The 26,411-nt window shown below is 56.1% G+C and carries 26 protein-coding genes and 1 tRNA gene; 10 read left to right on the forward strand and 17 right to left on the reverse strand.

What is annotated here, in order from left to right; all coding sequences use genetic code 11:
- The first annotated feature begins 196 nt into the window (after positions 1-196).
- Complete coding sequence (locus tag ACR0EN_RS02550; protein ID WP_480585060.1) at positions 197-868, forward strand: PAS domain-containing protein; 672 nt, start codon at positions 197-199, stop codon at positions 866-868.
- A gap of 55 nt (positions 869-923) precedes the next feature.
- On the opposite strand, the gene ACR0EN_RS02555 is transcribed toward ACR0EN_RS02550, so the two are convergent.
- The gene (locus ACR0EN_RS02555) at positions 924-2,294 is read right to left on the reverse strand and encodes a class II 3-deoxy-7-phosphoheptulonate synthase (protein ID WP_170393056.1); all 1,371 of its coding nucleotides are present in this window, start codon (positions 2,292-2,294) and stop codon (positions 924-926) included.
- 169 nt (positions 2,295-2,463) lie between these two features.
- Between ACR0EN_RS02555 and ACR0EN_RS02560 the strand changes: the two genes are divergently transcribed.
- On the forward strand, positions 2,464-3,468 hold the full coding sequence (locus ACR0EN_RS02560) for a GlxA family transcriptional regulator (RefSeq protein WP_480585063.1): 1,005 nt from the start codon (positions 2,464-2,466) through the stop codon (positions 3,466-3,468).
- 20 nt (positions 3,469-3,488) lie between these two features.
- On the opposite strand, the gene ACR0EN_RS02565 is transcribed toward ACR0EN_RS02560, so the two are convergent.
- Both ACR0EN_RS02565 and ACR0EN_RS02570 read right to left on the reverse strand, forming a co-directional pair.
- Positions 3,489-4,016: a GNAT family N-acetyltransferase gene (locus ACR0EN_RS02565; RefSeq protein WP_170421666.1), complete on the reverse strand. Its 528-nt coding sequence runs from the start codon at positions 4,014-4,016 to the stop codon at positions 3,489-3,491.
- Positions 4,017-4,104: 88 nt separating this feature from the next.
- Complete coding sequence (locus ACR0EN_RS02570; RefSeq protein ID WP_170817777.1) at positions 4,105-5,199, reverse strand: PQQ-dependent sugar dehydrogenase; 1,095 nt, start codon at positions 5,197-5,199, stop codon at positions 4,105-4,107.
- A gap of 170 nt (positions 5,200-5,369) precedes the next feature.
- On the opposite strand from ACR0EN_RS02570, the gene ACR0EN_RS02575 reads away from it, so the two are divergent.
- From ACR0EN_RS02575 to ACR0EN_RS02600, 6 genes are all read left to right on the forward strand, one after another.
- On the forward strand, positions 5,370-6,551 hold the full coding sequence (locus ACR0EN_RS02575) for an ABC transporter substrate-binding protein (RefSeq protein WP_170393052.1): 1,182 nt from the start codon (positions 5,370-5,372) through the stop codon (positions 6,549-6,551).
- Positions 6,552-6,676: 125 nt separating this feature from the next.
- Positions 6,677-7,465, forward strand: coding sequence for an ABC transporter ATP-binding protein (locus ACR0EN_RS02580; protein WP_170393051.1), 789 nt, complete (start codon positions 6,677-6,679; stop codon positions 7,463-7,465).
- A complete protein-coding gene (locus ACR0EN_RS02585; RefSeq protein ID WP_170817778.1) occupies positions 7,462-8,292 on the forward strand; it encodes an ABC transporter ATP-binding protein in 831 nt (276 codons plus the stop codon). Before ACR0EN_RS02580 ends, ACR0EN_RS02585 begins: the two co-directional genes overlap by 4 nt.
- Before the next feature lie 85 nt (positions 8,293-8,377).
- Complete coding sequence (locus tag ACR0EN_RS02590; RefSeq protein ID WP_170393049.1) at positions 8,378-9,388, forward strand: branched-chain amino acid ABC transporter permease; 1,011 nt, start codon at positions 8,378-8,380, stop codon at positions 9,386-9,388.
- Positions 9,385-10,698 carry a branched-chain amino acid ABC transporter permease gene (locus tag ACR0EN_RS02595; protein WP_170510286.1) on the forward strand — a complete coding sequence of 438 codons (1,314 nt, stop codon included), beginning with the start codon at positions 9,385-9,387 and terminating at the stop codon, positions 10,696-10,698. Before ACR0EN_RS02590 ends, ACR0EN_RS02595 begins: the two co-directional genes overlap by 4 nt.
- A gap of 227 nt (positions 10,699-10,925) precedes the next feature.
- Positions 10,926-11,138: a hypothetical protein gene (locus tag ACR0EN_RS02600; protein ID WP_480438555.1), complete on the forward strand. Its 213-nt coding sequence runs from the start codon at positions 10,926-10,928 to the stop codon at positions 11,136-11,138.
- 45 nt (positions 11,139-11,183) lie between these two features.
- On the opposite strand, the gene ACR0EN_RS02605 is transcribed toward ACR0EN_RS02600, so the two are convergent.
- The gene (locus tag ACR0EN_RS02605; protein WP_170610711.1) at positions 11,184-12,731 is read right to left on the reverse strand and encodes a helicase HerA-like domain-containing protein; all 1,548 of its coding nucleotides are present in this window, start codon (positions 12,729-12,731) and stop codon (positions 11,184-11,186) included.
- Positions 12,732-13,173: 442 nt separating this feature from the next.
- Between ACR0EN_RS02605 and ACR0EN_RS02610 the strand changes: the two genes are divergently transcribed.
- A complete protein-coding gene (locus ACR0EN_RS02610) occupies positions 13,174-13,773 on the forward strand; it encodes an invasion associated locus B family protein (protein ID WP_170393045.1) in 600 nt (199 codons plus the stop codon).
- Positions 13,774-13,825: 52 nt separating this feature from the next.
- Here ACR0EN_RS02610 and ACR0EN_RS02615 read toward each other — a convergent pair whose 3' ends face one another.
- From ACR0EN_RS02615 to ACR0EN_RS02630, 4 genes are read right to left on the reverse strand one after another with little or no spacing between them, the layout of a single operon-like run.
- Positions 13,826-15,034 (reverse strand): beta-ketoacyl-[acyl-carrier-protein] synthase family protein, encoded by a 1,209-nt coding sequence (locus tag ACR0EN_RS02615; RefSeq protein WP_170595586.1) that lies wholly within the window; start codon positions 15,032-15,034, stop codon positions 13,826-13,828.
- An 8-nt stretch (positions 15,035-15,042) separates the two neighbouring features.
- Complete coding sequence (locus ACR0EN_RS02620) at positions 15,043-15,300, reverse strand: acyl carrier protein (protein ID WP_170393043.1); 258 nt, start codon at positions 15,298-15,300, stop codon at positions 15,043-15,045.
- A 32-nt stretch (positions 15,301-15,332) separates the two neighbouring features.
- Positions 15,333-16,424 carry a UDP-3-O-(3-hydroxymyristoyl)glucosamine N-acyltransferase gene (gene lpxD / locus ACR0EN_RS02625; RefSeq protein WP_170625891.1) on the reverse strand — a complete coding sequence of 364 codons (1,092 nt, stop codon included), beginning with the start codon at positions 16,422-16,424 and terminating at the stop codon, positions 15,333-15,335.
- 34 nt (positions 16,425-16,458) lie between these two features.
- Positions 16,459-18,060 (reverse strand): L,D-transpeptidase family protein, encoded by a 1,602-nt coding sequence (locus ACR0EN_RS02630; RefSeq protein ID WP_480585068.1) that lies wholly within the window; start codon positions 18,058-18,060, stop codon positions 16,459-16,461.
- 345 nt (positions 18,061-18,405) lie between these two features.
- Here ACR0EN_RS02630 and mepK point away from each other — a divergent pair, with 345 nt between their 5' ends.
- Positions 18,406-18,975: a peptidoglycan L,D-endopeptidase MepK gene (mepK, locus tag ACR0EN_RS02635; protein ID WP_170393040.1), complete on the forward strand. Its 570-nt coding sequence runs from the start codon at positions 18,406-18,408 to the stop codon at positions 18,973-18,975.
- Between the two features lie 129 nt (positions 18,976-19,104).
- Here mepK and ACR0EN_RS02640 read toward each other — a convergent pair.
- The 9 genes from ACR0EN_RS02640 to ACR0EN_RS02680 form a co-directional block, all read right to left on the reverse strand.
- Positions 19,105-19,181 (reverse strand) — tRNA-Arg (locus tag ACR0EN_RS02640).
- Positions 19,182-19,238: 57 nt separating this feature from the next.
- A complete protein-coding gene (locus ACR0EN_RS02645; RefSeq protein WP_480585071.1) occupies positions 19,239-20,459 on the reverse strand; it encodes a cysteine desulfurase in 1,221 nt (406 codons plus the stop codon).
- Positions 20,460-20,472: 13 nt separating this feature from the next.
- The gene (locus ACR0EN_RS02650; RefSeq protein ID WP_170510265.1) at positions 20,473-21,039 is read right to left on the reverse strand and encodes a Yip1 family protein; all 567 of its coding nucleotides are present in this window, start codon (positions 21,037-21,039) and stop codon (positions 20,473-20,475) included.
- Positions 21,036-21,521: a YIP1 family protein gene (locus ACR0EN_RS02655; protein WP_170393037.1), complete on the reverse strand. Its 486-nt coding sequence runs from the start codon at positions 21,519-21,521 to the stop codon at positions 21,036-21,038. The genes ACR0EN_RS02650 and ACR0EN_RS02655 overlap by 4 nt, the downstream gene beginning before the upstream one ends.
- On the reverse strand, positions 21,521-22,801 hold the full coding sequence (sufD, locus tag ACR0EN_RS02660) for a Fe-S cluster assembly protein SufD (RefSeq protein WP_170817782.1): 1,281 nt from the start codon (positions 22,799-22,801) through the stop codon (positions 21,521-21,523). Before sufD ends, ACR0EN_RS02655 begins: the two co-directional genes overlap by 1 nt.
- Entirely contained in the window at positions 22,801-23,556 is a 756-nt protein-coding gene (gene sufC / locus ACR0EN_RS02665; protein ID WP_170393035.1) for a Fe-S cluster assembly ATPase SufC, read from the reverse strand. Before sufC ends, sufD begins: the two co-directional genes overlap by 1 nt.
- 51 nt (positions 23,557-23,607) lie before the next feature.
- Positions 23,608-23,811: a hypothetical protein gene (locus ACR0EN_RS02670; RefSeq protein ID WP_170405842.1), complete on the reverse strand. Its 204-nt coding sequence runs from the start codon at positions 23,809-23,811 to the stop codon at positions 23,608-23,610.
- Positions 23,811-25,331 carry a Fe-S cluster assembly protein SufB gene (gene sufB, locus ACR0EN_RS02675; RefSeq protein WP_170393033.1) on the reverse strand — a complete coding sequence of 507 codons (1,521 nt, stop codon included), beginning with the start codon at positions 25,329-25,331 and terminating at the stop codon, positions 23,811-23,813. The genes ACR0EN_RS02670 and sufB overlap by 1 nt, the downstream gene beginning before the upstream one ends.
- An 18-nt stretch (positions 25,332-25,349) precedes the next feature.
- Positions 25,350-26,393: a cysteine desulfurase family protein gene (locus ACR0EN_RS02680; RefSeq protein WP_480585075.1), complete on the reverse strand. Its 1,044-nt coding sequence runs from the start codon at positions 26,391-26,393 to the stop codon at positions 25,350-25,352.
- Between the last annotated feature and the right edge of the window lie 18 nt (positions 26,394-26,411).

The raw sequence follows: 26,411 nt of genomic DNA on the forward strand, positions 1-26,411 counted from the left end.
ATGCCATTGACCAGCAAGGGGCAAGACCTTGCTCATTCCCCAATCAATGCCAAGAGGTTAACCATTCGTTAAAGAATTGCTCCAAAATTGTATTAACCCGTGTCAATCTGACAGTCAGAAAAGCTGGCGGATCGCAGCTTTGCCCATTAGATGGCATTTTAGGAAAATCGCGAGTGATTGACGGTAGGGTGATGAAATGAAAACCTTTTTCGGGACTGGTTCCGGCTCAGAACTTGGAAAGATCATCGCAATGGACCGATTTGACAACGGGCGAAGCCTTTCTCCCATCCGTCAGGCCGAAGCCTATTGGACCGCCTTGCTGACAGGTGAAGGCGTTCCGATGCGCTCGCAGATCGATCCGCGCGGCCTGGAGAATATTCTCGAATACACATTCATACTGGAACGCATCGCGCCGGGTTTGGCCCGGTTTCGGCTGGCGGGAAGTCACCTGAACGATCTGGCGGGCATGGAAGTTCGCGGTATGCCTCTAACGGCTTTTTTCGAACCGAGCGCCCGCGATGATGTCAAATCCATTCTGGGCCAAGTCCTCACCGGCCCCGCAGTTGCTGAACTGGGCTTGCTTTCGAAAGGCAAGCTCGGACGAACCAGCCTTCAGGCCCGCATGATCCTGCTGCCGCTTAAAAGCGATCTGGGCGACGTCAGCCGCATTCTTGGGGTTATGGTCAGCGACGGAACCATCGGGGCGACACCGCGTCGCTTCATCGTCTCGGATCGCCGCGTCAACACGATCTCTGATTTGCAACAGCCTCCGAGGCCTATCCAACAGCAAGCAGAGGGGTTCGCTGAAGACCAGACCGCGTTCAAAGGGGCACCGCACCTAAGGTTGGTATCATCACGTGACGACTAAATGAAAACGGCGGGCATGAGGCCCGCCGTCTTACTAATTCAGGATGTATTCGAAGTCAGCTTGCAGCGCGCTTGCTGCGGTCACGACGTAGGTTGGTCAGTTCTTCCGCGACAAGGAATGCAAGTTCCAGCGACTGCGAGGCGTTCAGGCGCGGGTCACAAGCTGTGTGATAGCGATCCGAAAGATCCTCTTCGGTCACCGCGCGCACACCTCCGGTGCATTCGGTGACATCCAGCCCTGTCATCTCGAAATGAACACCACCGGGGATCGTGCCTTCAGCCTGATGTACGCCAAAGAAATCGCGTACTTCGCGCAGCACGGAATCAAACGGCCGGGTCTTGTAGCCGGTCGCGGATTTGATCGTGTTGCCATGCATCGGATCGCAGACCCAAGTAACCTGTGCGCCCTCTTCCTTTACGGCTTTGACCAGACGCGGCAGATGCTCACCCGCTTTACCTGCACCAAAGCGCGCGATCAGAGTCAGACGCCCCTCTTCGTTTTCGGGATTCAACTTGGACATCAGAACCTTGAGGTCTTCGGCACTGGTTGTCGGGCCACATTTCAGACCAATCGGGTTCAGAACACCCCGGCAGAACTCGACATGCGCACCGTCGGGCTGACGGGTCCGATCGCCGATCCAGATCATGTGCCCAGAACCAGCCAACCAATTGCCCGAGGTCGAATCCAGACGGGTCAACGCCTCTTCGTACTCAAGCAACAGGCTCTCGTGGCTGGTGTAAAACTCCACCGATGAGAATTCGTGGGTGGTGTCGGCGGTGATGCCTGCAGCCCCCATGAAATCAATCGAATCCTGAATGCGGTCGGCGATCTCAGAGTATTTCTGAACGTCTTGCCCGTCGGCAAAACCCAGCGTCCACGAATGCACGTGGCTCATATCCGCAAAACCACCGGTCGAGAACGCCCGCAGCAGGTTCAGTGTAGCCGCCGCCTGTGTATAGGCCTGAAGCATCTTGTCGGGATTCGGAATACGTGCCTCGGGTGTAAAGGCCAGCTCATTGATGATGTCACCGCGGTAGCTGGGCAGCTCCACACCGTCCACAACCTCTGTCGGCGCACTGCGCGGTTTTGCGAACTGGCCCGCCATGCGGCCAACTTTAACCACGGGAACCTTGGCGCCGTAGGTTAGCACCATTGCCATCTGCAGCATCACCTTGAACGTGTCACGGATCGCATCCGCGCTGAACTGCTCAAAGCTTTCAGCGCAATCCCCGCCTTGCAACAGGAACGCTTCGCCACGACCCGCGGCTCCCAGATGCTGCTTCAGCCGTCGCGCTTCACCCGCAAAAACCAGCGGGGGATACTGCGAAAGCTGCGCCTCGACTTTGGCCAGCGCGGCCGCGTCGGTATAGTCTGGCATCTGAACCCGGGGCTTGTTGCGCCAGTTCGTTTTTTGCCATTCAGTCATAGCTTTTATCTCCGCTGAAGTATTTCAGGTGGCCTCTATACAAAATGCATGAATGAGAGGCCATATCCCTTTTGCGCCTCTTGACGCCATAATCAAGCTTTGAGCATGGTGACTGGCATATCCGCCACCGTGGAAATCCCGGTGCGCGCCGAATCAAGGACAGTTCGCCATGCAAGAGCAACGCCAAGTTGTCACTGTGGATCATAGCACAGGCAAGCCGCATAACTTTGTATTTGTGCTTTTGGACAAGTTTTCCCTTTTGTCATTCGCTTCGGCTTTGGACAGTCTGCGGATCGCCAATCGAATGGCCAACCGAGAGCTTTATACCTGGACCTTGACGGGCGAAGGCGGTGAAACAGTGACTTGTTCAGCCGGAACTTCTTTCAATCTTGATTCTGATCTGACCGAATTGCAGCGTGACGACGTCGTCCTGATCTGCGGGGGGGTCGCTGTACAAGCGGCAACCACCAAACGCATCCTGAACTGGGTACGCCGCGAAGCGCGTAAAGGGTTGAAAATCGGCGGTCTTTGCACCGCGGCCTATACGCTGGCCAAAGCCGGTTTGCTGGAAGGCAAGCGCGCAACGATCCATTGGGAAAACTCAGACAGTTTTGCCGAAGAATTCGACACAGTAGAGCTGACCAAGTCGGTGTTTTTGGTTGATGGCAACCGAATGACAACTGCAGGCGGCACATCCTCGATTGACCTGATGCTCAAGCTGATTGCCGAAGATTACGGAGAAGATCTGGCCAACGCGGTCGCTGATCAGATGATCTATTCTTCGATACGTACGGATCAGGACACGCAACGTCTGTCGACACCTACACGGATCGGCGTGCGCCACCCCAAGCTCAGTCAGGTTATCCTGATGATGGAAAAGAACATAGAAGAGCCAATCTCGCCTTCTATTCTAGCCAAGGACGTAGGCATGTCGACGCGCCAGCTAGAACGTCTGTTCCGCCGCTATCTCAGCCGCTCGCCCAAGCGCTACTACATGGAACTGCGCCTGCATAAAGCGCGGAACTTGCTGATGCAGACCGATATGAGCGTCATCAATGTGGCGCTGGCTTGCGGCTTTGCCAGCCCGTCGCATTTCTCCAAATGCTACCGGGCGCATTACAACACCACGCCTTATCGCGAACGCGGTGCACAGAGCGGTCGGTTGTCTGTTTGATTCACGGCCGCAGGGAAACCTTACAAATCTTTCGCAAAGTAGTGCAGGTGCGGCCGTAACATCGGTTGATCCAGATGGGTCGTGGTTTCGATTGGTGAGTCCAGTTCAACAAAACCAAGTTTGGGGTACAGGTCGCGCATTTCGACATTCGGTGTAAGCGTATCGGCGATGAGGCGTTTCAAACCCATATCACGCGCGGCCTGTTCCCGGGCTTCGATCAAAGCACGCCCGGCACCGGTCCCCCGTGCCTCCTCGGTCACAAAAACCCGCTTAAGTTCACCGGTTTGGTGATCAAATCGTTTCAGCATCCCACATCCAATGATATCTCCGGCATCGTTTCGCGCCACCACAAGACATCCATTCGGAGGTAGGTAATCCTCTGTATGCGCCCAAAACTCCGCCAATGCGCTTTCGGGGGCCGCTGGATCAATCTCAAAGCCCATATCCTGCATTCGTTGCACGATAAGCGCGTAATACTGTGCCAGAATCGTATTCAATTCGCGCTTTGGCGGCATTGTTTCACAAAGCTCGATTACAAAATCACTCATTCAAATCTCCTGATCACCCTGAAGCCCGGAACAGATACACCGTGATCGAATGGCATAGAAGCAAACGCCCTAACCCCGTTTAATACCGTCAGAGGGGCGTCATTCGGTAAACCGCGCCTTGCCCAACGGAAATGAACCAGATCGACCCATCTGGTGCTTCGGCGATGTCGCGAACACGTTCGGTCTCGGGGCCTTCGATCTGCTCAACCTCACGCAGTGGATCGCCCGCCAAACGTGCAATGTAGTCGAATTTCAAAGAGCCAACGAATAGATTCCCCTTCCATTCCGGCCAAAGTTTCCCGGAATAGACCATCAAGCCAGAGGGTGCGATGGAAGGATCCCAATAATACTCGGGCTGTTCCATTCCTTGCTTCGACGTGCCTTCACCGATCTTCTGACCCGAATAATGAACGCCATACGAAATCACTGGCCAGCCATAATTGGCACCGGGTCTGATCAGATTAACCTCATCCCCGCCTTTTGCCCCGTGTTCCGAAACCCAAAGCCGGCCCTGCTGATCCAAATTGGCACCCTGAGGGTTTCTGTGACCAAACGACCAGATCTCGGTGCGGACACCGGGATTGCCCACAAACGGGTTATCACTGGGAACTGAACCATCACGGTTGATCCGAATGACCGTTCCCATGTGGTTCGAACGATCCTGCGCAGCAGGGCGATCACCTCGGTCACCGATAGTGACGAACAACGTGCCATCATTCGCTTCAACGACACGAGAGCCAAAGTGGCGCCCGCCGGAGCCACCCGGAGAGGCCTCGAATATCACACGCAGATTGGTTAGACGTTCTCCGTTTTCCGATAAACGAGCGACAGCGACAGCGGTGCCTGCACCGCCTCGTTGCGATTTGGAGAAAGTCAGAAAAAGCTCGCGGGTCTGATTAAAGTCACGCGCGATGGTGACATCTAGCAGACCGCCCTGCCCGTTCGCGACCACTTTTGGCAGACCCTTGATGCGCTTCGCCTCACCTCGGGCAACGTACAAAAGCTCGCCATCTCGCTCAGTGACAACAAAGCTGCCATCCGGAAGAATGCCAATCGCCCAAGGTGTATCAAGGCCTCTAACCACCTGAGTAACCTGAACTGGCCCGCCGGTTGTGTTGATGACATCGGACCAGCCTGCAATCGACCAGCACGACAGAATGAGAATCGCAAAAGTTCTGATCATACCGACCCAATCCCTAGTGGTGCTCCGCAACAAACTGACCTAGCCTAACAAAACAGATAGGATTGCTGCTTTCAAAAGCACTTTTTTGTTAGGACTTTTCTTTTTCGGACAGCTTGCCTAGGGTCATGCCCAGAACGACGACGTTCAAACGATAAATAGGGAGTAACCTAATGAAAAAGCTGCTTACCGCTACTGCAGCAACCGCTCTGCTGGCGGGTACCGCTATGGCCGAGGACGTGAAGCTGGGCGTGCTGTTCGGCTTTACAGGCCCGATTGAATCGCTGGCCCCGGCCATGGGTTCGGGCGCTGAAATGGCGATGGCCGAGGTCACCGAATCCGGCAAACTGCTGGACGGCGCAAGCGTGACCGGAACCCGCGCCGATACCGGCTGTATCGACAATGGTCTGGCCACCTCGAACGGCGAACGTATGATTGCCGATGGCGTTGCCGGTATCATCGGCGGCGACTGCTCGGGCGTCACTGGCGCGATCCTGCAAAACGTCGCAATCCCGAACGGCATGGTCATGATCTCGCCGTCGGCCACGTCTCCGGGTCTGTCGACCATGGAAGACAACGGCCTGTTCTTCCGCACCGCGCCGTCGGATGCGCGTGAAGGTCAGGTAATGGCAGACATCCTGAATGACCGTGGCATCAGCTCGATTGCTCTGACATACACCAACAACGACTATGGCAAGGGTCTGGCGGATGCGATCCAGTCCTCGTTCGAGGCATCGGGTGGCGAGGTGACCATCGTTGCCGCGCACGAAGACGGCAAAGCCGACTACTCGGCTGAAGTGGGCGCGCTGGCCTCGGCCGGTGGCGATATTCTGGTTGTTGCGGGTTATCTGGACCAAGGCGGTCTGGGCATCATCCAGTCGGCACTGGACAGCGGCGCGTTTGACACATTCGGTCTGCCCGGCGGTATGATCGGTGACTCGCTGCCCGCAAACGTTGGCCCCGACCTGAACGGCTCGTTCGGTCAGATCGCTGGCTCGGGCGGTGAAGGTGCCGAGAAGTACTTTGCCATGGCTGAAGCTGCGGGCTTTGACGGTTCGTCGCCCTACTCGCCGGAAAGCTATGACGCCGCCGCGCTGTTCATGCTGGCGATGCAGGCCGCAGGTTCGACCAACCCCGCTGAATACGGCGCGAAAATCATGGATGTCGCCAATGCTCCGGGTGAGCAAATCTTCCCCGGAGAACTGGCTAAAGGTCTGGAGCTGTTGGCTGCCGGTCAGGACATCGATTATGTCGGCGCATCGGGTGTTGAGCTGATCGGCCCTGGTGAAAGCGCAGGTTCCTATCGCGAGATCGAGGTGACCGACGGCGAAAACAAGACCGTCAACTTCCGTTGATCCAAGGTTAAAAGTCATAAAAACAAGCAGCCCGGCCCTTGTGTCCGGGCTGTTTCAATGAAAAAAGGCCGCACTCCGGTTAACGGGGATGGTAAAAACGCCGAAAACGGCGGCTAGGGGAAAAGATGATCGTCGTCGATGACGTGCACAAGCATTTCGGCGGGTTTCATGCGGTGGACGGGGCATCGCTGGAAATCCAAAAGGGCTCGATCACCGGTCTGATCGGACCGAACGGGGCCGGAAAAACCACGCTATTCAACGTGATCGCGGGCGTACTTCCACCGACCAGCGGTAAGGTACACATGGACGGTGAGGATATCACTGGCCTGCCCCCGCACGAGCTGTTTCATAAGGGCCTGCTGCGCACCTTCCAGATCGCGCATGAGTTTTCGTCGATGAGTTGCCGTGAAAACCTGATGATGGTGCCCGGCGCACAATCCGGGGAATCGCTGTGGAACACATGGTTCGGGCGTAAGCGTATCGCGGATGAGGAACGCGCACTTAGGGCGAAAGCCGATGAGGTGCTGGAGTTCCTGACAATCGAACATCTGGCCGATCACAAGGCCGGTCAGGTCTCGGGCGGTCAGAAGAAGCTGCTGGAACTTGGCCGAACCATGATGGTCGATGCCAAGATCGTGTTTTTGGACGAGGTCGGCGCTGGTGTGAACCGCACCCTGCTGATGACCATCGCCGACACGATCCTGCGCCTGAACAAGGAACGCGGCTATACCTTCGTCGTTATCGAGCACGACATGGATTTCATCGGCAAGATTTGCGACCCGGTCATCTGTATGGCCGAGGGAAAGGTGCTGGCCGAAGGCACTCTGGACGAGATCAAGGCCAATGAACACGTGATCGAAGCCTACCTAGGCACCGGCCTGAAGAACAAAGACAAGCTGGAGGCGGGCGCATGAGCGACAACCCCTACCAGGACGACAAGGGCAACAAGGACGCCTCGATCACCAATACGCATGGTGTCGGCACCATGACACCAGCGCATCGCAAAAGCGGTGAAACGCAACGGGTCGAGGGCGGTCCTTTCCTGATTGGCGACACCATGACCGGTGGCTATGGCAAAGGGCCGGACATCCTGCATGACTGCACCATCGCCGTTGATAAGGGCGAGATCGCGGTGATCGTCGGCCCCAACGGCGCGGGCAAATCCACCGCAATGAAGGCTGTGTTTGGCATGCTGGACGTACGCCAAGGGTCTGTGCGGCTGGATGGCGAAGATATCACCAATCTCAGCCCGCAAGACCGCGTGGTACGCGGCATGGGCTTTGTCCCGCAGACCTCGAACATTTTTACGTCGATGACGGTGGAAGAGAACCTTGAGATGGGCGCCTTCATCCGTCGTGACGATTTCTCGGATACGATGGAGCAGGTCTATGACCTCTTCCCCATTCTCCGCGACAAACGCAATCAGGCCGCCGGAGAGCTGTCAGGCGGCCAACGCCAACAGGTTGCCGTGGGCCGCGCGCTGATGACCCAGCCCAAGGTGCTGATGCTGGACGAACCCACCGCGGGTGTCTCACCCATCGTAATGGATGAGCTGTTCGACCGGATCATCGAGGTCTCGCGCACCGGGTTACCGATCCTGATGGTCGAACAGAATGCCCGTCAGGCGCTGGAGATTGCGGACAAGGGATATGTACTGGTCCAGGGTCGCAATGCCTATACCGGGACAGGCAAGGAGCTGTTGGCCGATCCAGAAGTTCGCAAGAGTTTCTTGGGGGGATGACGCCAGTGACAGCTACTCTCGTGTTTGATCACTCTGAAATCAGGTCGAAAAGACTTACGAACTTGGAAAATGAGGTAACGAACTAATGGACTTCCTCAACGCCCTTGTGGCGCTCTCCAACTTCGTTCTTGTTCCCGCAATCGCCTATGGCAGCCAGTTGGCGCTGGGCGCTTTGGGGGTGACGCTGATCTACGGCATCCTGCGGTTTTCTAACTTTGCCCATGGCGATACGATGGCCTTTGGCGCGATGATCGCGGTGCTGGTCACTTGGGGCCTGCAAGCCGCAGGCGTCAGTTTCGGGCCGTTGCCAACGGCTCTGCTCGCCCTGCCCTTTGCCATTCTGGGCTGTATCGTTCTGGTGCTGATCACCGACCGGTTGGTCTATCGCTTCTATCGGGAACAGAAGGCCAAGCCTGTCATTCTGGTGATCGTCTCGATGGGCGTGATGTTCATCATGAACGGGCTGGTTCGTTTCATCATCGGTCCGGATGACCAGAGGTTCTCGGACGGAGCGCGTTTCATCGTCTCGGCGCGAGATTTCAAGGCGATGACTGGGCTGCGTGAAGGGCTGGCAATCAAGACCTCCCAGGGCATCACGGTGATCGTCGCGGTTGTCGCCGTGGCGCTGTTGTTCTGGTTCCTGAACAAAACGCGCACTGGCAAATCGATGCGGGCCTATTCTGACAATGAGGATCTTGCGTTGCTGTCCGGTATCAACCCCGAGCGCGTGGTGATGATCACATGGATCATCGTTGCCGCGCTGGCGACCACTGCGGGCGTGCTTTACGGCCTCGACAAAAGCTTCAAGCCATTTGTCTATTTCCAGCTTTTGCTGCCGATCTTTGCCTCGGCTATCGTGGGTGGCCTCGGAAACCCTCTGGGAGCTATCGCGGGCGGTTTCATCATCGCGTTTTCTGAGGTGACGATCACCTACGCGTGGAAGAAAGTGCTCACCTATCTGGCACCTGAAAATCTGGAGCCGTCAGGTTTGGTGCAGTTCCTGTCCACCGATTACAAATTCGCTGTCAGCTTTGCCATTTTGCTGATCGTACTTCTGTTTAAGCCAACCGGCTTGTTCAAAGGAAAAGTGATATGAGCGAGCCAGTCAAAAACACGCTGCTTTTTGTGGTCGTCGGCGCACTCATCCTGTTGACCGGATTCACCCAAAGCTGGAACGCCGCAATCCTGATCCTGAACATGGGCTTGATCTCGGCCATCATGTCGATTGGCGTGAATCTGCAATGGGGCTTTGCTGGCCTCTTCAACGTTGGTGTCATGGGCTTTGTCGCGCTGGGCGGGCTGGCGGTTGTGCTGGTCTCGACACCCCCAACCCCCGGCGCCTGGTCTGGTGGAGGATATGGCGTCATCCTGTCGCTTTTGATGGGCGCGGCAACCGTGGTTGCAGCTGTGATGGTGGCCCAAAAAATGCCCAAGGGACGCACACAAACCTTTGCAATCATCGGTATTCTGGTCGTAGGTTTTTTTGTTTACCGCGCAATTTTTGATCCCAACGTAGCTGCGATCGAAGCGATTGATCCTGCTGTCGCAGGTAATATCGGCGGTTTGAACCTTCCTGTCCTATTCGCTTGGCCTGCCGGGGGACTTTTGGCGGCGGGCGCAGCATGGCTGATCGGAAAAACGGCGCTGGGCCTGCGCTCGGACTATTTGGCAATTGCCACACTTGGTATCGCCGAGATCATCATCGCCGTCATGAAAAACGAGGACTGGCTGGCACGTGGTGTCAAGAACGTCTACGGCATTCCACGTCCCTCACCGGTAGTTGGCTACGAAGTTGAATTGCAGCAAGACCCATCTTTCCTTGCAAGGGCCGAGTGGTTCGGGCTGGATCCGGTTACTGCCTCGACGCTTTCCGTCAAGCTGGGCTACTCTTTGCTGTTCCTGATCGTGCTACTGGTGCTGCTCTGGATGGCGCAGATGGCGCTGAAAAGCCCGTGGGGCCGCATGATGCGCGCTATCCGCGACAATGAGGTTGCCGCCGAGGCGATGGGCAAGGATGTCACCCGCCGCCATCTGCAGATCTTCGTGCTGGGCTCGGCCATCTGCGGCATCGCCGGTGCGATGATGACCACATTGGACGGGCAGCTGACGCCGGGCACTTACAACCCGCTTCGCTTTACCTTCCTTGTCTGGGTCATGGTGATCGTCGGCGGGTCGGGCAACAATTTCGGTGCCGTATTGGGAGCGTTCCTGATTTGGTTCCTGTGGGTTCAGGTTGAACCCATGGGCCTGTGGCTGATGAACCTGATAACCTCAGGCATGCCTGACGGCAGCGCACTTAAGACGCATCTGATCGATAGCGCCGCACATATGCGCCTGTTCACCATGGGGCTGATTCTTTTGATTGTTCTCAGATTCAGTCCAAGAGGGCTGATCCCCGAGAAATAAGCAAAATTTCCTGCGAAATTCCCCTAACGCACCGTTAATCGGTGCGTTTTATTGTGCGGCGAGTCAGAACGCTCTAAATCGGTGTATCGTGATCCACCACATCGCGCTGTGCCCCATACCATGTTTGTTTGGTGCGGAGTTGTAACGATCTGACAGTTAACCAAGATGAGAGCACCGTAGTCGCAATGATTAAACCACTCAGAGTTTTCGCAATCGGGATCCCGCTGATGGCAACGCTATCAGCGTGTATTCCCTCACCCGAACAATTAGAGACCACCCCGGTCAAGGTCCAGACGCCCAAAGGAGTTGTGACCTGTCAGCTTTACCGCCAGGACCGCGTCACCTGGGACCGCGCAATCGATTTTCCGGCCACCAAAATGTCGGTGCCCGAGGCGGATAATTATTGCAGACAGGAAGGCCTGCGCCGGCTTAATCGATAACAATATGGGCGCGCGACTGGTTCGGCGCGCGCCGCACTCCGGCTTCTAGCGATTGCGGAACAAGCCGCCCAGTATGCCCCTGACGATGCGGCGGCCAGTTGTTCCTTTCAGCTCTTTGATCACGGCCTCGCTCATGGCCGTGGCGAAGGTATCCTTTTTGCGCGAAAGACGAGATGACGATCGCCCAATGCGGTTGCCCGAATACCTTCGGGCCGAGGCGTATTCGCGTTCTGCCGGGGTCTGCTGTTCCAGAACTTCGTCGGATTCCGCCTGTTCCGCCGCATTCGCAGCGGCATCCGCGCGCGCCTGCAGAATCTCAAACGCCGATTTGCGGTCGATACGCTTGCCGTATTTTGCATCCATCGGCGAAGCTTTGATCACCGACTGACGCTCAGCTTTGGTAATCGGACCAAGTTGTGAGCCCGGTGGCCGGATCAAAGTGCGCTCGACCACGCCCGGTACACCCTTCTTTTGCAGCATCGACGTCACGGCCTCGCCCACGCCCACCTCTCGGATTGCGGTCTCAGTATCGAAAGCTGGGTTTTCACGATAGGTCTCAGCAGCAAGTCGCAGATTCTTGCGGTCGCGCGCTGTGAAGGCCCGCAGCGCATGTTGGACCCGGTTGCCCAGCTGACCCAAAATATCTTCCGGGATGTCTGCCGGATTCTGCGAGATGAAATAAACGCCAACGCCCTTTGATCGGATCAGGCGCGCCACCTGCTCGACCTTGTCCACCAGCACCTTGGGGGCGTCCTCGAACAGCAAGTGCGCTTCGTCAAAGAAGAACACCAGCTTCGGTTTTTCAGGGTCCCCCACTTCGGGCAGTTCTTCAAACAATTCGCTAAGCAGCCACAACAGGAAAGTCGCGTATAGGCGCGGAGAGCCCATCAGCTTGTCAGAGGCCAGAATGTTCACCATCCCCTGCCCGTTCGCATCTGTCCGCATCAGGTCGGCCAGGTCCAACGCAGGCTCGCCAAACAGATTGGTACCGCCCTGGTTTTCCAGAACCAGCAAGCGGCGTTGAATAGCACCGATCGAAGATGTCGAGACATTGCCATAGCGCAGCGATAGTTGGGCGCGATTCTCGCCTATCCAGACCAGCAATGCCTGCAGGTCTTTCAAGTCGAGCAGCGGCATGCCTTCTTCGTCTGCGACCCGAAAGGCGATGTTCAGAATGCCTTCCTGCGCCTCGCTCAGCTCCATCAGTCGCGATAGTAGCAGTGGGCCCATCTCGGTCACTGTGGTCCGGACCGGATGCCCCTGCTCGCCAAACAGATCCCAGAACGTGACTGGACACGCGGCGTAAGAGAATGTGCCGAACCCGATCTTCGCGGCCCGATCCAAAAAAGCCTGGTGTAATTTGTGGGTTTCGCTTCCAGGCAGCGCCAGCCCCGACAAGTCACCTTTCACATCGGCCAGAAACACTGGAACCCCCGCCTGTGAGAAGCCTTCAGCCAGAATTTGCAGCGTAACCGTTTTGCCCGTACCGGTCGCACCAGCAATCAGGCCATGGCGGTTCGCATATTTCAGCGACAGCCCCTGTGCCACTGAATAGCCGTCGCCACCACCGCCTACGAAGATCTTGTTGTCCATTGAAAATCTGTCCCGAATTCTACCGATCTGCCGCAAGCATACAAAGTTAACCTTTCGCTGCGAGAGTAAATGTTGCTTCTCGTGGCCTAGCTGCGGGGGCAAACTTCCTCCCTGTCGACTGGCCGTGCCTTTGGGCACGGCTTTTTTTTTAATTTCTACGAAAACCGAAAGACGCAAGAATAGTTTTTTAGGGTTAGGAGTTGACCAACGGGTTCCCCTTTCGTAACGTCTGCGCATAACTAAGTCGGCCAGTCCGACGGGGAGAAAATATTCAGGAAGGGAGCCGCTCCACCGGCTCCCTTTTTCGTTGCAGATCGCGGTGTTTCCCACGCATTTCGGCAAAAAACGATCAATTCCCGGTCTGGAATTCGGATTTACCCTGACACCACTGAATTGCGGTGATAGAGGAAACAAAAAACTGGATCAGTTAGATGAGGCATTCATGATCAGGAAACTTGTCCCTTTTAATGTGGCGGCCGCAGCACTGTTATGCGGAACAGCATTTGCGCAGGAAACCACACAGCAACCTGAAGCCGGTGCTGAAGCCGAAGTTGGCAGCGATCTGGATCTGGGTGAATCCGGTCCCCGTGTTGGCGAGCAATACGTCAAAGAACAAACGGGTGAATGGAATATTTCCTGCATCAAAACCGAAGGCGAAGACGATCCCTGCGCGATGGTTCAGATCCTCAATAACCAACAGGGTGATCCGATTGCCGAAGTTTCGATCGGAAAACTGCCCGAAGGCGGTGCCGCTGTTGCTTGGGCGAATGTCGTTGTACCGCTCGAAACCCTGCTGCAGGCGCAATTGGCTATGTCGATCGATGGGGCACCGCGCAAGCTTTACAATTATCACCACTGCATTCCGGTTGGCTGCGTGGCGCAACTGGGTTTGACTCAGGGTGATATCGACGCGATGAAATCAGGCCAAAAGGCGGTGCTGTCGCTGGTTCCTGCGCGCCTGCCAGATCAGGTTCTGAATATGGACATGTCTTTGTCTGGCTTCACAGCAGGCTTTGACGGGCTGAATGTTTCCATAAACTAAGCCCCGCAAAAACATCGAATAAGAAAGCCGCCGTGATAACACGGCGGTTTCTTCATATACGCTTCAACGCAAGAACGGCGTTCAGCCCACCAAAGGCGAAAGCATTGCTAAGGGCGACATTAACTTTCGCCTCACGCGACTCGTTTGGCACCACATCCAGCGCGCATTCGGGGTCGGGCTCTTCATAGCCAATGGTCGGGGCGATCACCCCGTCGCGCAGGGCCATGATACAGGCTAATAGCTCAACTGCGCCGGTACCGCCGATCAGGTGTCCGTGCATGGACTTTGTTGACGAAATCATCAGATCGTCGGCGTGTGGACCAAACACACCAGCAACGGCTGCACATTCGGTTTTGTCATTTGCAGCCGTGCCGGTCCCATGGGCATTTATGTAACCCACATCGCTTGCATTCAGCCGTGCATCCGATAACGCCCCGGCCATGGCCCGTGCTGCCCCTTGTTTGCTGGGCATAACTATGTCGGCCGCGTCCGAGGACATGGCAAAGCCCACGACCTCGCACAGGATATCTGCTCCGCGCGCGCGCGCGTGTTCGTATTCTTCGAACACAAAAACACCCGCACCTTCGCCTTGCACCATCCCGTTTCGGTTTGCGCTAAAGGGCCGACAGGCATCTTTTGACATGACGCGAAGCCCTTCCCATGCCTTGACGCCCCCAAAGCACAGCATCGACTCCGAGCCACCGGTCACCATTGCGGGCGCTGCCCCGCTGCGCACCATCTGAAATGCCTGCGCCATCGCATGGTTCGAAGACGCACACGCTGTTGATACTGTAAAGCTTGGGCCTTTGAGGTTGTGCTCCATCGAAACGTGGCTGGCCGCCGCGTTGTTCATCAGCTTGGGCACGACAAAAGGATGCACGCGATTTTTACCATCCTCGTAAACCGAGCGGTAGTTGTCATCCCAGGTGGAGACGCCACCACCGGCCGTTCCCAGCACCACCCCCGACCGCGCGGCTGTGTCACCCGAGAATACGATACCGGATTGATCGATCGCTTCTTTGGCGGCGGTTAAGGTGAACTGCGTGAACCGATCATACAGCGTCATCTGTTGGCGGTTGAAACGGCCCTCGGCCTCAAAACCCCGGACTTGACCGCCGATCTTGATCGACAGGCGATCCACATCACGAAACTCAAGGTCGGAGATACCACAACGACCCTCGCGCATGGCTTCCAGAGTGTCGGGGACGGAATGGCCCAACGCGTTAATGGTGCCAGCACCCGTAATGACGACGCGTTTCATACCGGCGGTCAGACCTTTTCAGACACGAGTTTTTCGATACCCGCAATGATCGCTGTCACATTCGAAATGTCGAAATCGCCGGATGTGGGCTCGTTTGCGTTGAAGGGCACGGTGATATCGAACTCTTCCTCGATGGCAAAGATACTCTCAACAAGACCCAGGCTATCGATGCCCAATTCTTCGAGCGTACTGTCGGGCGTCACATCCGAAGGCTCAAGCACGGCCTGTTCGGCAATGATTGCTATGACGCGGTCGCTGATGCTCATCTCGATCCCCTGATTTTCGCCTTGGGGATGATTTAATCACTTGAAGGCTGTTTGAAAACAGCCTTTTTCAACGCCTCGACGTCGCGCGACAATCGGGGCAGACGACGTTGGGCTTTATATATCTCGGTATGGCTTTCCATTTTAATGCCCGGGTAGCCCATGATCACGCGCCCAGCAGGAACATTTGACAGAATCTTGGTGCCGCCACCGGCAATGACGCCATCCCCGATGAAAATATTGTCGACAACACCAGTCTGACCACCCAGTACTACGTTATTACCAATCTCGACCGAACCAGAAACGCCGGTTTGCCCACATAACAAACAATCCTGCCCGACTCGGGTGTTGTGTCCCACGTGGACAAGATTATCCAGTTTCGATCCACTACCGATTACAGTATTGCGTATGGTCCCGTTGTCGACAGTGCAGTTCGAGCCGACTTCGACATCGTCGCCAATCTCGACCGCACCCAGCGAATGGATGCGCAACCAGCTTTGCGCCTTTGCATCCCCCTGATCACCCAGAGTTTTCCGCGCATTTTCGGCACCCGAGACTTCTGGCGTGACATAGCTGAAACCGTCCCCGCCGATACGGGCACCCGGCTGCGCGATAAAGCGATCACCGATTTGAGCCCGCGCACCGATGCTGACCATTTCGCGCAGCAGCGCGTTTTCACCAAGCGACGCATCCATCCCGATCACGCAATGCGGGCCGATAACCGAACCCGCGCCGACGCGCGCACGCGCACCGATAACAGCAAGCGGGCCGACCGATACGTCAACCCCGATCTCGGCGGTTTCATCAATGACAGCCGATGGATGAATTCCCGGCGCAATCCCCTGCCCGCGATCCAGCATCGCGGTGATCCCTGCCATCGCCATGCGGGGGCGTTGCACAAAAATGGCGGCCTCAAGCCCCAGTGCTTTCCAGTCCGCGCCATCCCACAAAACCGCGGCCCGTGCTGTACCGGTCTCCAAGGCTTCAGCATATTTTGGCGACATCGCCATGGCCAGATCGGTTGGCCCGGCATCTCCCGGCTCGGCTGCCCGCAAGATGGTCAGCCCAGTCTGGCCTTCTGCGACGACCCCCAGGAAATCGGCGATTTGTTGAACGGTAAACTGCATGTCGGGCGTCCTCGTGGCGGGATTTACCTCGTGATTACCCTTGAACGTCCGGCAGGACCACCCCTGCCGTTTGCAGCGCTTCCCAGATCTTGCGATCCCGGTCATACACGTCGCGGCGATACTGCACCTCGCCTTTGGGGCCAATATAGGCCGTGCGATAAATCAGATGCACCGGAATTTTTTTATCCAGTTCAACCTTCGTTTCTTTGCCCGTGTTCAGCACGCGGTGGAAAAACGCCTTTGGATCCTCTTCCTGCTTGGCCAGCAGCTTATAGGCAAACTCGAACGGTTGCGCCAAACGGATGCATCCATGCGAGAATGCCCGAACCTCGCGTGCGAACAGAGATTTCTGAGGCGTATCATGCAGATAGATGTTGTACTTATTAGGGAACATGAACTTCACCAGCCCCAGTGCGTTGCTTTTGCTGGGGGGCTGACGCATGGAAAACGGGAAATTACGCGCAGTGAACTGGGTAAAGTCAACCGCTCCACGATTAACCTGACGGCCACGGCGGTCGGTGATCTGGATATGGCCGACAGCATTTGGATTGGCCCGTAATTGCGGCAGATATTCCTTCGTGATGATCGAGCGTGGCACATACCAACTTGGGTTGATCACCATATGCTCCATCTCATCCGAGAACTCTGGGCTTCGGCGATCATGTGTGTTTTTGCCGATCACGGCACGAGTCTCAAACGTGACCTGCCCGTCATCGACGATCTTGGCAGAAAAATCGGCCAGATTCACCAGAATATGCCGCTCACCACGGTCTTTGGGTAACCAGCGCTCCCGTTCAAGCGCAACGTAAACAGCTTTCAAGCGGTCTGAAACTGGGCGATTGATCTCGGAAATAGTGCCTTTGCCAGCTACGCCATCCGCCTCAAGACCATGAGCAGCCTGAAAGGATTGCACCGCCGCAAACAGCGCATCATCATAGTTTGGGCTGGCAGTAGGCTTCAGATAACCCATCGCGACAAGTCGATTGCGCAGCCTGATGACACTGTTCCCTGTGTCCCCAAGCTCAAGCTTGGAGACAGGAACGGTCTCGCCCCAGCCACCTTGTGTCATCAGCGCTTCCAGCGCCTTCTTCTGTTTCAACAGCGCAAGATACTGGCGCGATTGAGGCATCATATCCCTGAAATAGGTATCACCCTGGCTGGAAACGAGCAGTTCAAGATGCTCTGCGGCGCTGCGTCGTTCCACCGCCCGCACTAGGCCGGGATCAATCTGCGAAGGCGTTACAGAACCGGAATGCAAGTCTCTGGCATATTTGACAAAAACCCGAGTCAGCTCGGCCTCGAGCATGCCCAGATCACGGGTGTTGCGCGCGTCCTGCATCTTTGTCTTCAAAGTCTGGACGTCGTAACGTGCCCCAGGCAATCCATGCAGATCGGTCGTCGAAAGCGCTTCGATCAGGGCTTTGCGCCGTGCAGCATGTTCGGGCGTATCGCCAACCCAAACCGGATCAAACCCGTTTGTGCGATAAAACTCAGCAATTGCCGGGCTGTTGGACACACTTTCCGCAACGGCCATTTGAAACGCTGTGCCATCCGTCCCCGCCTGCGCGACTGAGGCCGAAGCCACAAGGAAAGCGGCGATAAAAACACTTGAACGAGCACGGGTAACAAATGACATAGGATGGCCCTGTTTCTTCAATGACTTGTCACGCCCTATAAGCGGCGTCTGAAAATAATGTTTTGCTGAGCGCCTGATGTCTATTCACAAATTCATCACCAGACCGCTTCTTTGACCTCTGGTGCGCGTTTGCATCGCCGACGCGCGAACTGCGCCAAAAGCAAGCATACTTGCATCAGTTGCGCAAAAAACTGCCGAAATTTCCCCCTTGATTTGACTGCGACCAAAGATTTCTTGGCTGTTGAATCCTACTGTGCCATAAATCCCGCATCTGGGATGGGAAAAAATTAATACGGCGCGCGTAACATCGTGTGCAGGCAGGAACAGTACGGGACGAAACAAAAAATGACCAAGAGCAGTACCTCGGGCCTGACCCGGCGTGCCCTATTGGGCGCATTCGCCGCAACCGCAGTTGTTGCAGCCCCCACATATTCCAACGCAGCAGGTTTCCTTCGCGGCGGAGGTGATATTCGCCGTATCCGCATGTATTCCGGCCGTACCGGTGAACGTATCGATATGGTCTATTGGGTTGATGGCAAATACATCAAAGACGCGGTGAAAGAGGTCAATCACTTCATGCGCGACTGGCGCAGCGATCAAGTCAAGTCAGTGGACCTGAGGACCATCGACATCATGGCGGCCACCCACAATCTTCTGGATGTCAGCGAACCCTACATGCTGCTGTCGGGTTACCGCTCACCGCAAACCAACGCAATGCTGCGCCGCCGCTCGCGGGGTGTTGCCAAGAATTCGCTTCATATGAAGGGTCAGGCTGCTGATCTGCGACTGTCATCACGCTCGGTCTCGCAAATGGGCAAAGCAGCGATGGCCTGCCGTGCCGGTGGCGTTGGACAGTATTATCGTTCGAATTTCGTTCACATGGATTGCGGTGTCATCCGCTCGTGGCGCGGCTAATCGAGCATTTCATCTTTCGCTTTTGCACAACCCCCATCAGATAGTTCTGGCGGGGGTTTTGTTTTGCCTGGAAAGAACAGGTTCGTGCACCGTCAGTTCTGCGTAATATGACGACTAGCAAGGGTGAAATGGCGCACCTGAGAGGATTCGAACCTCTGGCCTCTGCCTTCGGAGGGCAGCGCTCTATCCAGCTGAGCTACAGGTGCCTTGGCCGTTAGCTACCCTCGTTCCAATCCGGGTGCAACTGCAAATCCGCAGTACGATCAGGCAAACAGATCGTGGGCAAGCTCCAACGCATCGATCAGAGTGTCGACCTCATCCGTCGTGTTATAGAGCCCAAAGCTGGCACGACAGGTAGCAGTGACCCCCAAATGATCCATCAGCGGCCCGGCGCAGTGGTGGCCTGCGCGCACGGCGACACCCTTTTTGTCCAGAATGGTTGAAACATCATGGGCATGCCCTGCCCCATCCAAAGTAAAGCTGAATATCGCGGCTTTGTTCGCTGTGGTGCCTTGAACCTGCAGCCAGTTCAATCCATTCAACCGTTGCATTGCATAATCGCGCAAGCCGGCCTCATGCGATGCGATGCTCTCCATGCCAAGGTCCATCATATAGTCAAGCGCCACACCCAACCCGATGGTCTGCACGATGCCGGGGGTTCCGGCCTCGAACTTCATTGGCGGATCGTTGTAGATCACCTGATCTTTTGAAACCTCTTTGATCATGTCACCGCCACCTATAAAGGGGCGCATTTCAGCCATGCGGTCCGATTTGACAAAAATTGCACCAGAACCGGACGGGCCGTACAGTTTATGACCCGTGATGGCATAGAAGTCACATCCGATGTCATCGACATTGACGGGCATATGAACCGCGCCCTGGCTGCCATCCACCAGAACCGGAACGCCTTTGGCGTGGGCGCCTTGCGTGATTGCTTTGACATCAACCACAGTGCCCAGCACGTTCGAGCATTGGGTCACCGCAACCAGCTTTGTCTCGGGGCCAATGGCGTCGATTACCGCCTGAGGGTCAAGATGACCGGTCGCATCGACATCGACCCATTTCAGCACCACGCCCTGCCGTTCGCGCAGGAAGTGCCACGGTACGATGTTGGCGTGATGCTCCATCACGCTGAGGACAATCTCGTCCCCCGCCTGCAGGCGTGGCATTGCCCAACCGTAGGCGACCAAATTGATTCCCTCGGTCGTACCCGAATTCAGGACAATCTCATTCTCGTTTGATACGCCCAGAAATCGCGCAACCGTGCCACGGACGGCCTCGTATTTCTCAGTCGCAAGGTTCGACAGATAGTGAAGCCCTCGATGCACGTTCGAATATTCGTGCGCATAGGCCCGCGTGATCGCGTCGATCACCATCTGGGGTTTCTGCGCGGAGGCCCCATTGTCTAGATAAGTCAGCGGCTTTCCGTTGACCTGACGTGACAGGATCGGAAAGTCAGCGCGGATTTTTTGTACGTCATACATAGACAGGACTTCCCTATACAGACCCGGCGGGGATCAGCCAAAGAACAAACGGGACGGCCACAAGACCAGAGATCAGGATCACCACAAACGATTTTCCCAACGACTGAAATCGATGCGCCTCGTTGAGAAAATGCAGGGTGATGTAAAGGCTAAGACCCAGCATCGCCAGACTGGCCGGTAAGAATAGAAACGGCAGCGCTGCAACCAGCGCTAGAATGATTGCTTGCCCCGCAATTTGCAGGATTTGCAACCAGACAATCAGCGTCATGAAGTCATTGAACGTTCCCGTTCCACCCAGGACGCGGCCCACTAATAGGAACGTCACGACGCTGATCATGATTGCCGCAACGGAAACAAAAAGCGTCCTCGATAGTGGCTCAGCCAGTTGCTGAACATCCGGACTGATAAGCGGCAGGACGAAGCTGGACGCAGACTGGACCAGTGCGTTCAGGATCACCGCGAGAGAGAAGGCGAGCCACAGTACATCCGTACCCAGCCGCAACGCGAGCAATCGTCTTGCGGCTTCGGCTGGATTGGACAGGGTCAGAACGACCAGGTTGAGCAGTGCGGTGGAATTCATTTAGCAGCCTTTTGCGATTGCTTGAGGCCCGACAACCAGAACCAGAGAAAAACCGCAACCCATAACAGCCCCACAAGTGTTTGCGCTGACCCGGGGCCGATGAAACCGGACACCAGCCCATTCAGCAACACCAAAGGCGCTGACGCGAGAAGCGCCCAGAACAAGGCTAGCCGCGCGCCATAGCTGGTGCCAACGCCCCCCATCATCCGCGCGATGAAATGGGTAAGCCAAGCAAGAAGATAAAAGCACAATGGCAGAATAAAGACCGAGCCCAACAGGGCCCCGCCCATCAGCATGTTCAGCTCTATCCCTTCCAGATGAGCCCTCCGTGCAAGGCCGGGCAATTGCGCGATAAAGCCTATTACACAGAACGCCATCACAAACGCCAATGCGCGATCTTCGCGCGGCCCCATATCAAGCAGCCGACGCACCACACGCCCCGGTCCGCGATACGTGGCCACGATATCAGTTGTGACAGGCATCAGCGGCGGCGTGCCAGCCAATCTTGCAATCGGGACACGATATCAGCTGCCAGATCCTCGTCCTCGATTTCATCGACAGCTTCAGCCAGGAAGGCCAGTGTCAACATGTCGGTTGCTTCCGCAGTTGGTACTCCACGCGAGCGCAGGTAGAACAAAGCCGTTTCATCAATGGCGCCCGAGGTCGAACCGTGCGAACACGCCACGTCATCGGCGTAAATCTCGAGCTCGGGTTTGGCGAGGAACTGACTGTCATCGTCCAGAAGCAGCGACTGGCTGATCTGGTAACCGTCGGTTTTCTGAGCACCTTCCTTCACCAAGATCTTGCCCTGAAAAACACCCGTCGCACCGTTGCGAAGCACCTTCTTGAACACTTGGCGGCTCTCGCAATTCACCGCATCATGGGTGACAAAGACCGTGTCATCATGGAGAAAATCACCGTCTCCAACACACGCACCCGCCACGTGAGCGACCGCATCGTCACCCGTCAGTTCGACGACTTGCTCGTTTCGCGTCAAAACTCCGTTCACGGTCAGCGTGAAGGATTTATAGACGGATTCTTTACCAAGCCGCGAGAACATATGAGTTGCCGCACGGCGTTGATGATCCCTGCCCTGCGCACGGATATGATGCAGTGTGCCATTGTCGGCGATATCGATCTCCATGCATTTGTTGAAGCGCGACGCTGCGGGTCCGTTTTCAAGGATCGTGACTTCGGCACCGCTTTCAACCCGAACGACGTGATGCAGGATCGCATCCGACGTTTCAGATTCATGGCGATAAATCAGGTTAATCGGTTTGCTCGGCTTGCCGGTAACATGAACGGCAACACCATCTGATGCATGGGCCGTATTCAGCGCCGCCAAGGGACGCGCCACCGGTTGTTGGCCTTTTGCTTCAAGAACGCCGTATAACTCTTTGGCCCAATGGATATCTTTGCAACAGATATCTTCCAGCCGATCGATCGTTACACCCTCCAGAGACAGATCATCAGACTCTTCCGGGCTGAATACGCCATCAATGAAAACGATCTTCAGCCGGTCGAGCGCGTGGAACAGAGCCGGTTCATCCGTTTTGAACAAAGCAGCACTGGGAGCTTCCGCAGAGACCAGAGTGTCTGGACGGGTATATTTCCAGTATTCATCTCGACGACTGGGCAAACCCATCGCGCGTACACGAGCAATTGCGGCTTCGCGCGCTTTGCGTGTGCATCCCGCATCCGGCATGGTCAGCGCTGCCAGCCGTTCCTCGGTCGCCGTTTGTTTCGCTTGGGGCAATGCCATCAGTTCACCTCGGCCAGAATGTCGGCATAGCCGTTGTTTTCAACTTCCAGCGCCAGTTCGGGGCCGCCGGATTTCACGATGCGACCATCCGCCATGATGTGAACCACGTCAGGTTTGATGTGATCGAGAAGCCGCTGATAGTGCGTGATAACAAGGAAACCCCGCCCTTCATCGCGCAGGGCGTTCACACCCTCGGCCACCAGTTTCATCGCGTCCACGTCAAGGCCCGAGTCTGTCTCATCCAGGATGCACATCTTCGGCTCAAGCATCGCCATTTGCAGGATTTCGTTGCGCTTTTTCTCACCACCCGAAAAGCCAACATTGACCGGACGTTTCAACATTTCAGCGTCGATTTTCAGCGCCTTGGCCTTGGCACGAACCTCTTTCAAAAAATCCGTCGCCGACAGCTCTTCCTCGCCACGTGCTTTGCGCTGCGCATTCACGGCGGTGCGCAGGAAGGTCATGTTGCCCACACCGGGAATCTCGACCGGGTACTGGAACGCCAGAAACACACCTGCGGCTGCACGTTCTTCCGGTTCCATCTCAAGCAGATCCTCGCCATCAAGCGTCGCGCCGCCCTCGGTCACCTCATAGCCATCACGACCAGACAACACGTAGCTGAGCGTTGATTTGCCCGAGCCATTGGGCCCCATGATCGCATGCACCTTGCCAGGCTCGACCGTCAGGTCGACCCCTTTCAGAATTTGCTTGTCTTCTTCCTCAAGTTTGACGTGCAGGTTATTGATTTCCAGCATTTTCTGTCCTTTAGCATCTCGCAAGGGGCGCATTGCGACCCCGATAAGTTCTTATCCCAGCACCTTGCGGATCACGCGGGCGATGATCCATCCAAGCAACGCGCCTGCGCCCACTGCCCAAACCGGGTTTATGAAGTCCATGTACTTGGTATTGACGTAAGCAACCCCCAACAGGCCGCCGAGCACCGGCAACGCATAGCCAAGCACGGTCAGGACATCGTCCTTTCGGATTCGCTGTTGGGGTTTTGGTGTCATCAGCCGACTGATCCCTCAAGGCTGATTGCCACAAGCTGTTGCGCTTCCATCGCAAATTCCATCGGCAGCGCCTGCAGAACGTCCTTGCAGAACCCGTTGACGACCAAGGCCACGGCTTCTTCCTCGTCCATGCCACGCTGACGGCAATAGAACAGCTGATCGTCGTCTACCTTCGAAGTAGTCGCCTCGTGCTCGACCCGAGATGAGTTGTTCTTCACCTCGATATACGGAACCGTATGCGCCCCGCATTTGTCGCCAATCAGCAAGCTGTCGCACTGCGTATAGTTGCGGCTGTCCTTGGCCTTTGGATGCATCGACACCAGACCACGATAGGTATTCTGCGCCTTACCGGCGCTGATCCCTTTCGATACGATCCGCGACTTGGTGTTCTTGCCCAGATGCACCATCTTGGTGCCGGTGTCGGCTTGCTGCATGTTGTTCGTGATTGCGATCGAGTAGAACTCACCCTGGCTATCGTCGCCACGCAGGATGCAAGACGGGTATTTCCAGGTTACGGCTGAGCCGGTTTCGACCTGCGTCCACATCACCTTGGAGCGATCACCCCGACAATCGGCGCGCTTGGTCACGAAGTTGTAGATACCGCCCTTGCCATTCTCATCTCCGGGGAACCAATTCTGAACGGTCGAGTATTTCACCTCGGCATCTTCTTCGACGATGATCTCGACAACCGCCGCGTGCAACTGAGCGGTGTCGCGCTGGGGCGCGGTGCAGCCTTCCAGATATGAGACGTAAGAGCCCTTGTCGGCGATGATCAGCGTGCGCTCAAACTGGCCGGTATTTTCTGCATTGATGCGGAAATATGTGCTCAGTTCCATCGGGCAGCGTACGCCCGGCGGGACGTAGACGAATGAACCATCCGAGAATACAGCTGAGTTCAGCGTGGCATAGAAATTGTCCGAGACCGGTACGACCGTCCCTAGGTATTTCTTGACCAGTTCCGGATGCTCTTTGATCGCCTCGGAAATCGAGCAGAAGATAACGCCGGCTTTCTTCAACTCTTCCTGAAAAGTCGTCCCGACCGAAACCGAGTCAAATACTGCATCAACAGCAACCTTACGGCCTTCTGCCGGTGCATTCTCAGCGCCCTCGACACCTGCCAGGATCATCTGTTCTTTCAAAGGGATACCCAGCTTTTCGTAAGTCGCCAGAAGTTTGGGATCGACCTCATCAAGAGATTTGGGTTTATCTTCCATCGATTTCGGACGGGCATAATAATACTGGTCCTGAAAGTCGATCGGCGGGTAGTGCACCATCGCCCATTTAGGCTCTTCCATCTGGGTCCAGCGCTCGAACGCGGCCAGACGCCATTCGGTCATCCACTCAGGTTCATCATTTTTGTCCGAAATCAGACGAACGATATCGGGATTCACGCCTTTTGGCGCATACTCCATCTCGATATCAGTTTCCCAGCCGTATTTATAAGTGCTGACCTCGCGAACCGCGTCTACGGTTTCCTGATCGACACCCTCTTTCACCTGGGTCTGGTCCAAAGCGGCCATAATTCACCCTCCGTCAGATCACGCGGCCCGCGCGCGATGCTTTTTCTCTTTTTCAAGCCACGTTTCCGCGAAACGCAGCACATCTTCTTCTGCCGTCTCTGGCCCCAGCGATACGCGGATTGCGCTAGAGGCCGTCATCTCATCAAATCCCATGGCCGTCAGTACGGCGCTTGCACGAACCTTGCCGCTGGAACAGGCCGAGCCTGCGCTGACCGCAAATCCCGACAAATCCATCTGCATGACCTGGGTCTCACCCTTCCAGCCTGGTGTGGCGAAGCACAGAGTGTTGGGGAGTCGCCCTTTGTCTTTCCCGACAAAAATAGTAGCTTTCGTACCAGCCTCAAGAGCGTTTTCTAGAATATTTCTAAGTTCTGCAACGTTTTCCCAAACGCCATTTGCTAAATCACGGGACGCGGCTTCAGCTGCTGCTCCGAACCCCGCAATTCCAGTGACATTTTCTGTCCCCGAGCGACGCCCCATCTCCTGCCCGCCGCCCTTGATTTGCGCAGCAAGATCGGTGCCGCGTTTCATCACCAACGCCCCGATCCCTTTTGGCCCGCCAAGTTTGTGGGCTGAAATCAGCGCCATCTCAGCCCCCAGCCAGTTGAAGGCTATCGGCAACTTACCAAAAGCCTGAGTCGCGTCGGTGACCGCAAGACCGGCAGGCAAAGTTTGAACAATTCCAGTTTCCGAATTGGCCAGTTGCAGCGTGGATCGGGAAGCGTCCGGCACGTCAACGTAACCGCCTTGGGAGACAGGCAGAACCTCATTAATCCAAGCTCTTACCGCGTCATGTTCAATCGCTGCACCTTGAAGATCGCGCCCCGCCATGGCCAAAGTCGCTGCCTCAGTCGCGCCGGATGTAAACACGATGTCGGCACCATCGGCCCCAAACGCTGTTGCGATTTGAGCCCGCGCTTTCTCGACCACCGCTTTTGCGGCGCGCCCTTCGGCATGGACCGAGGACGGATTGCCCACCAAATCCATCGCCGCGATCATTGCATCGCGGGCCTCGGGCCTCAGAGCGGAGGTGGCGTTATGGTCGAGATAAACCCGTTTCATAGATGTATCTTTTCCAAG

Source organism: Ruegeria sp. AB7 (assembly GCF_056542625.1).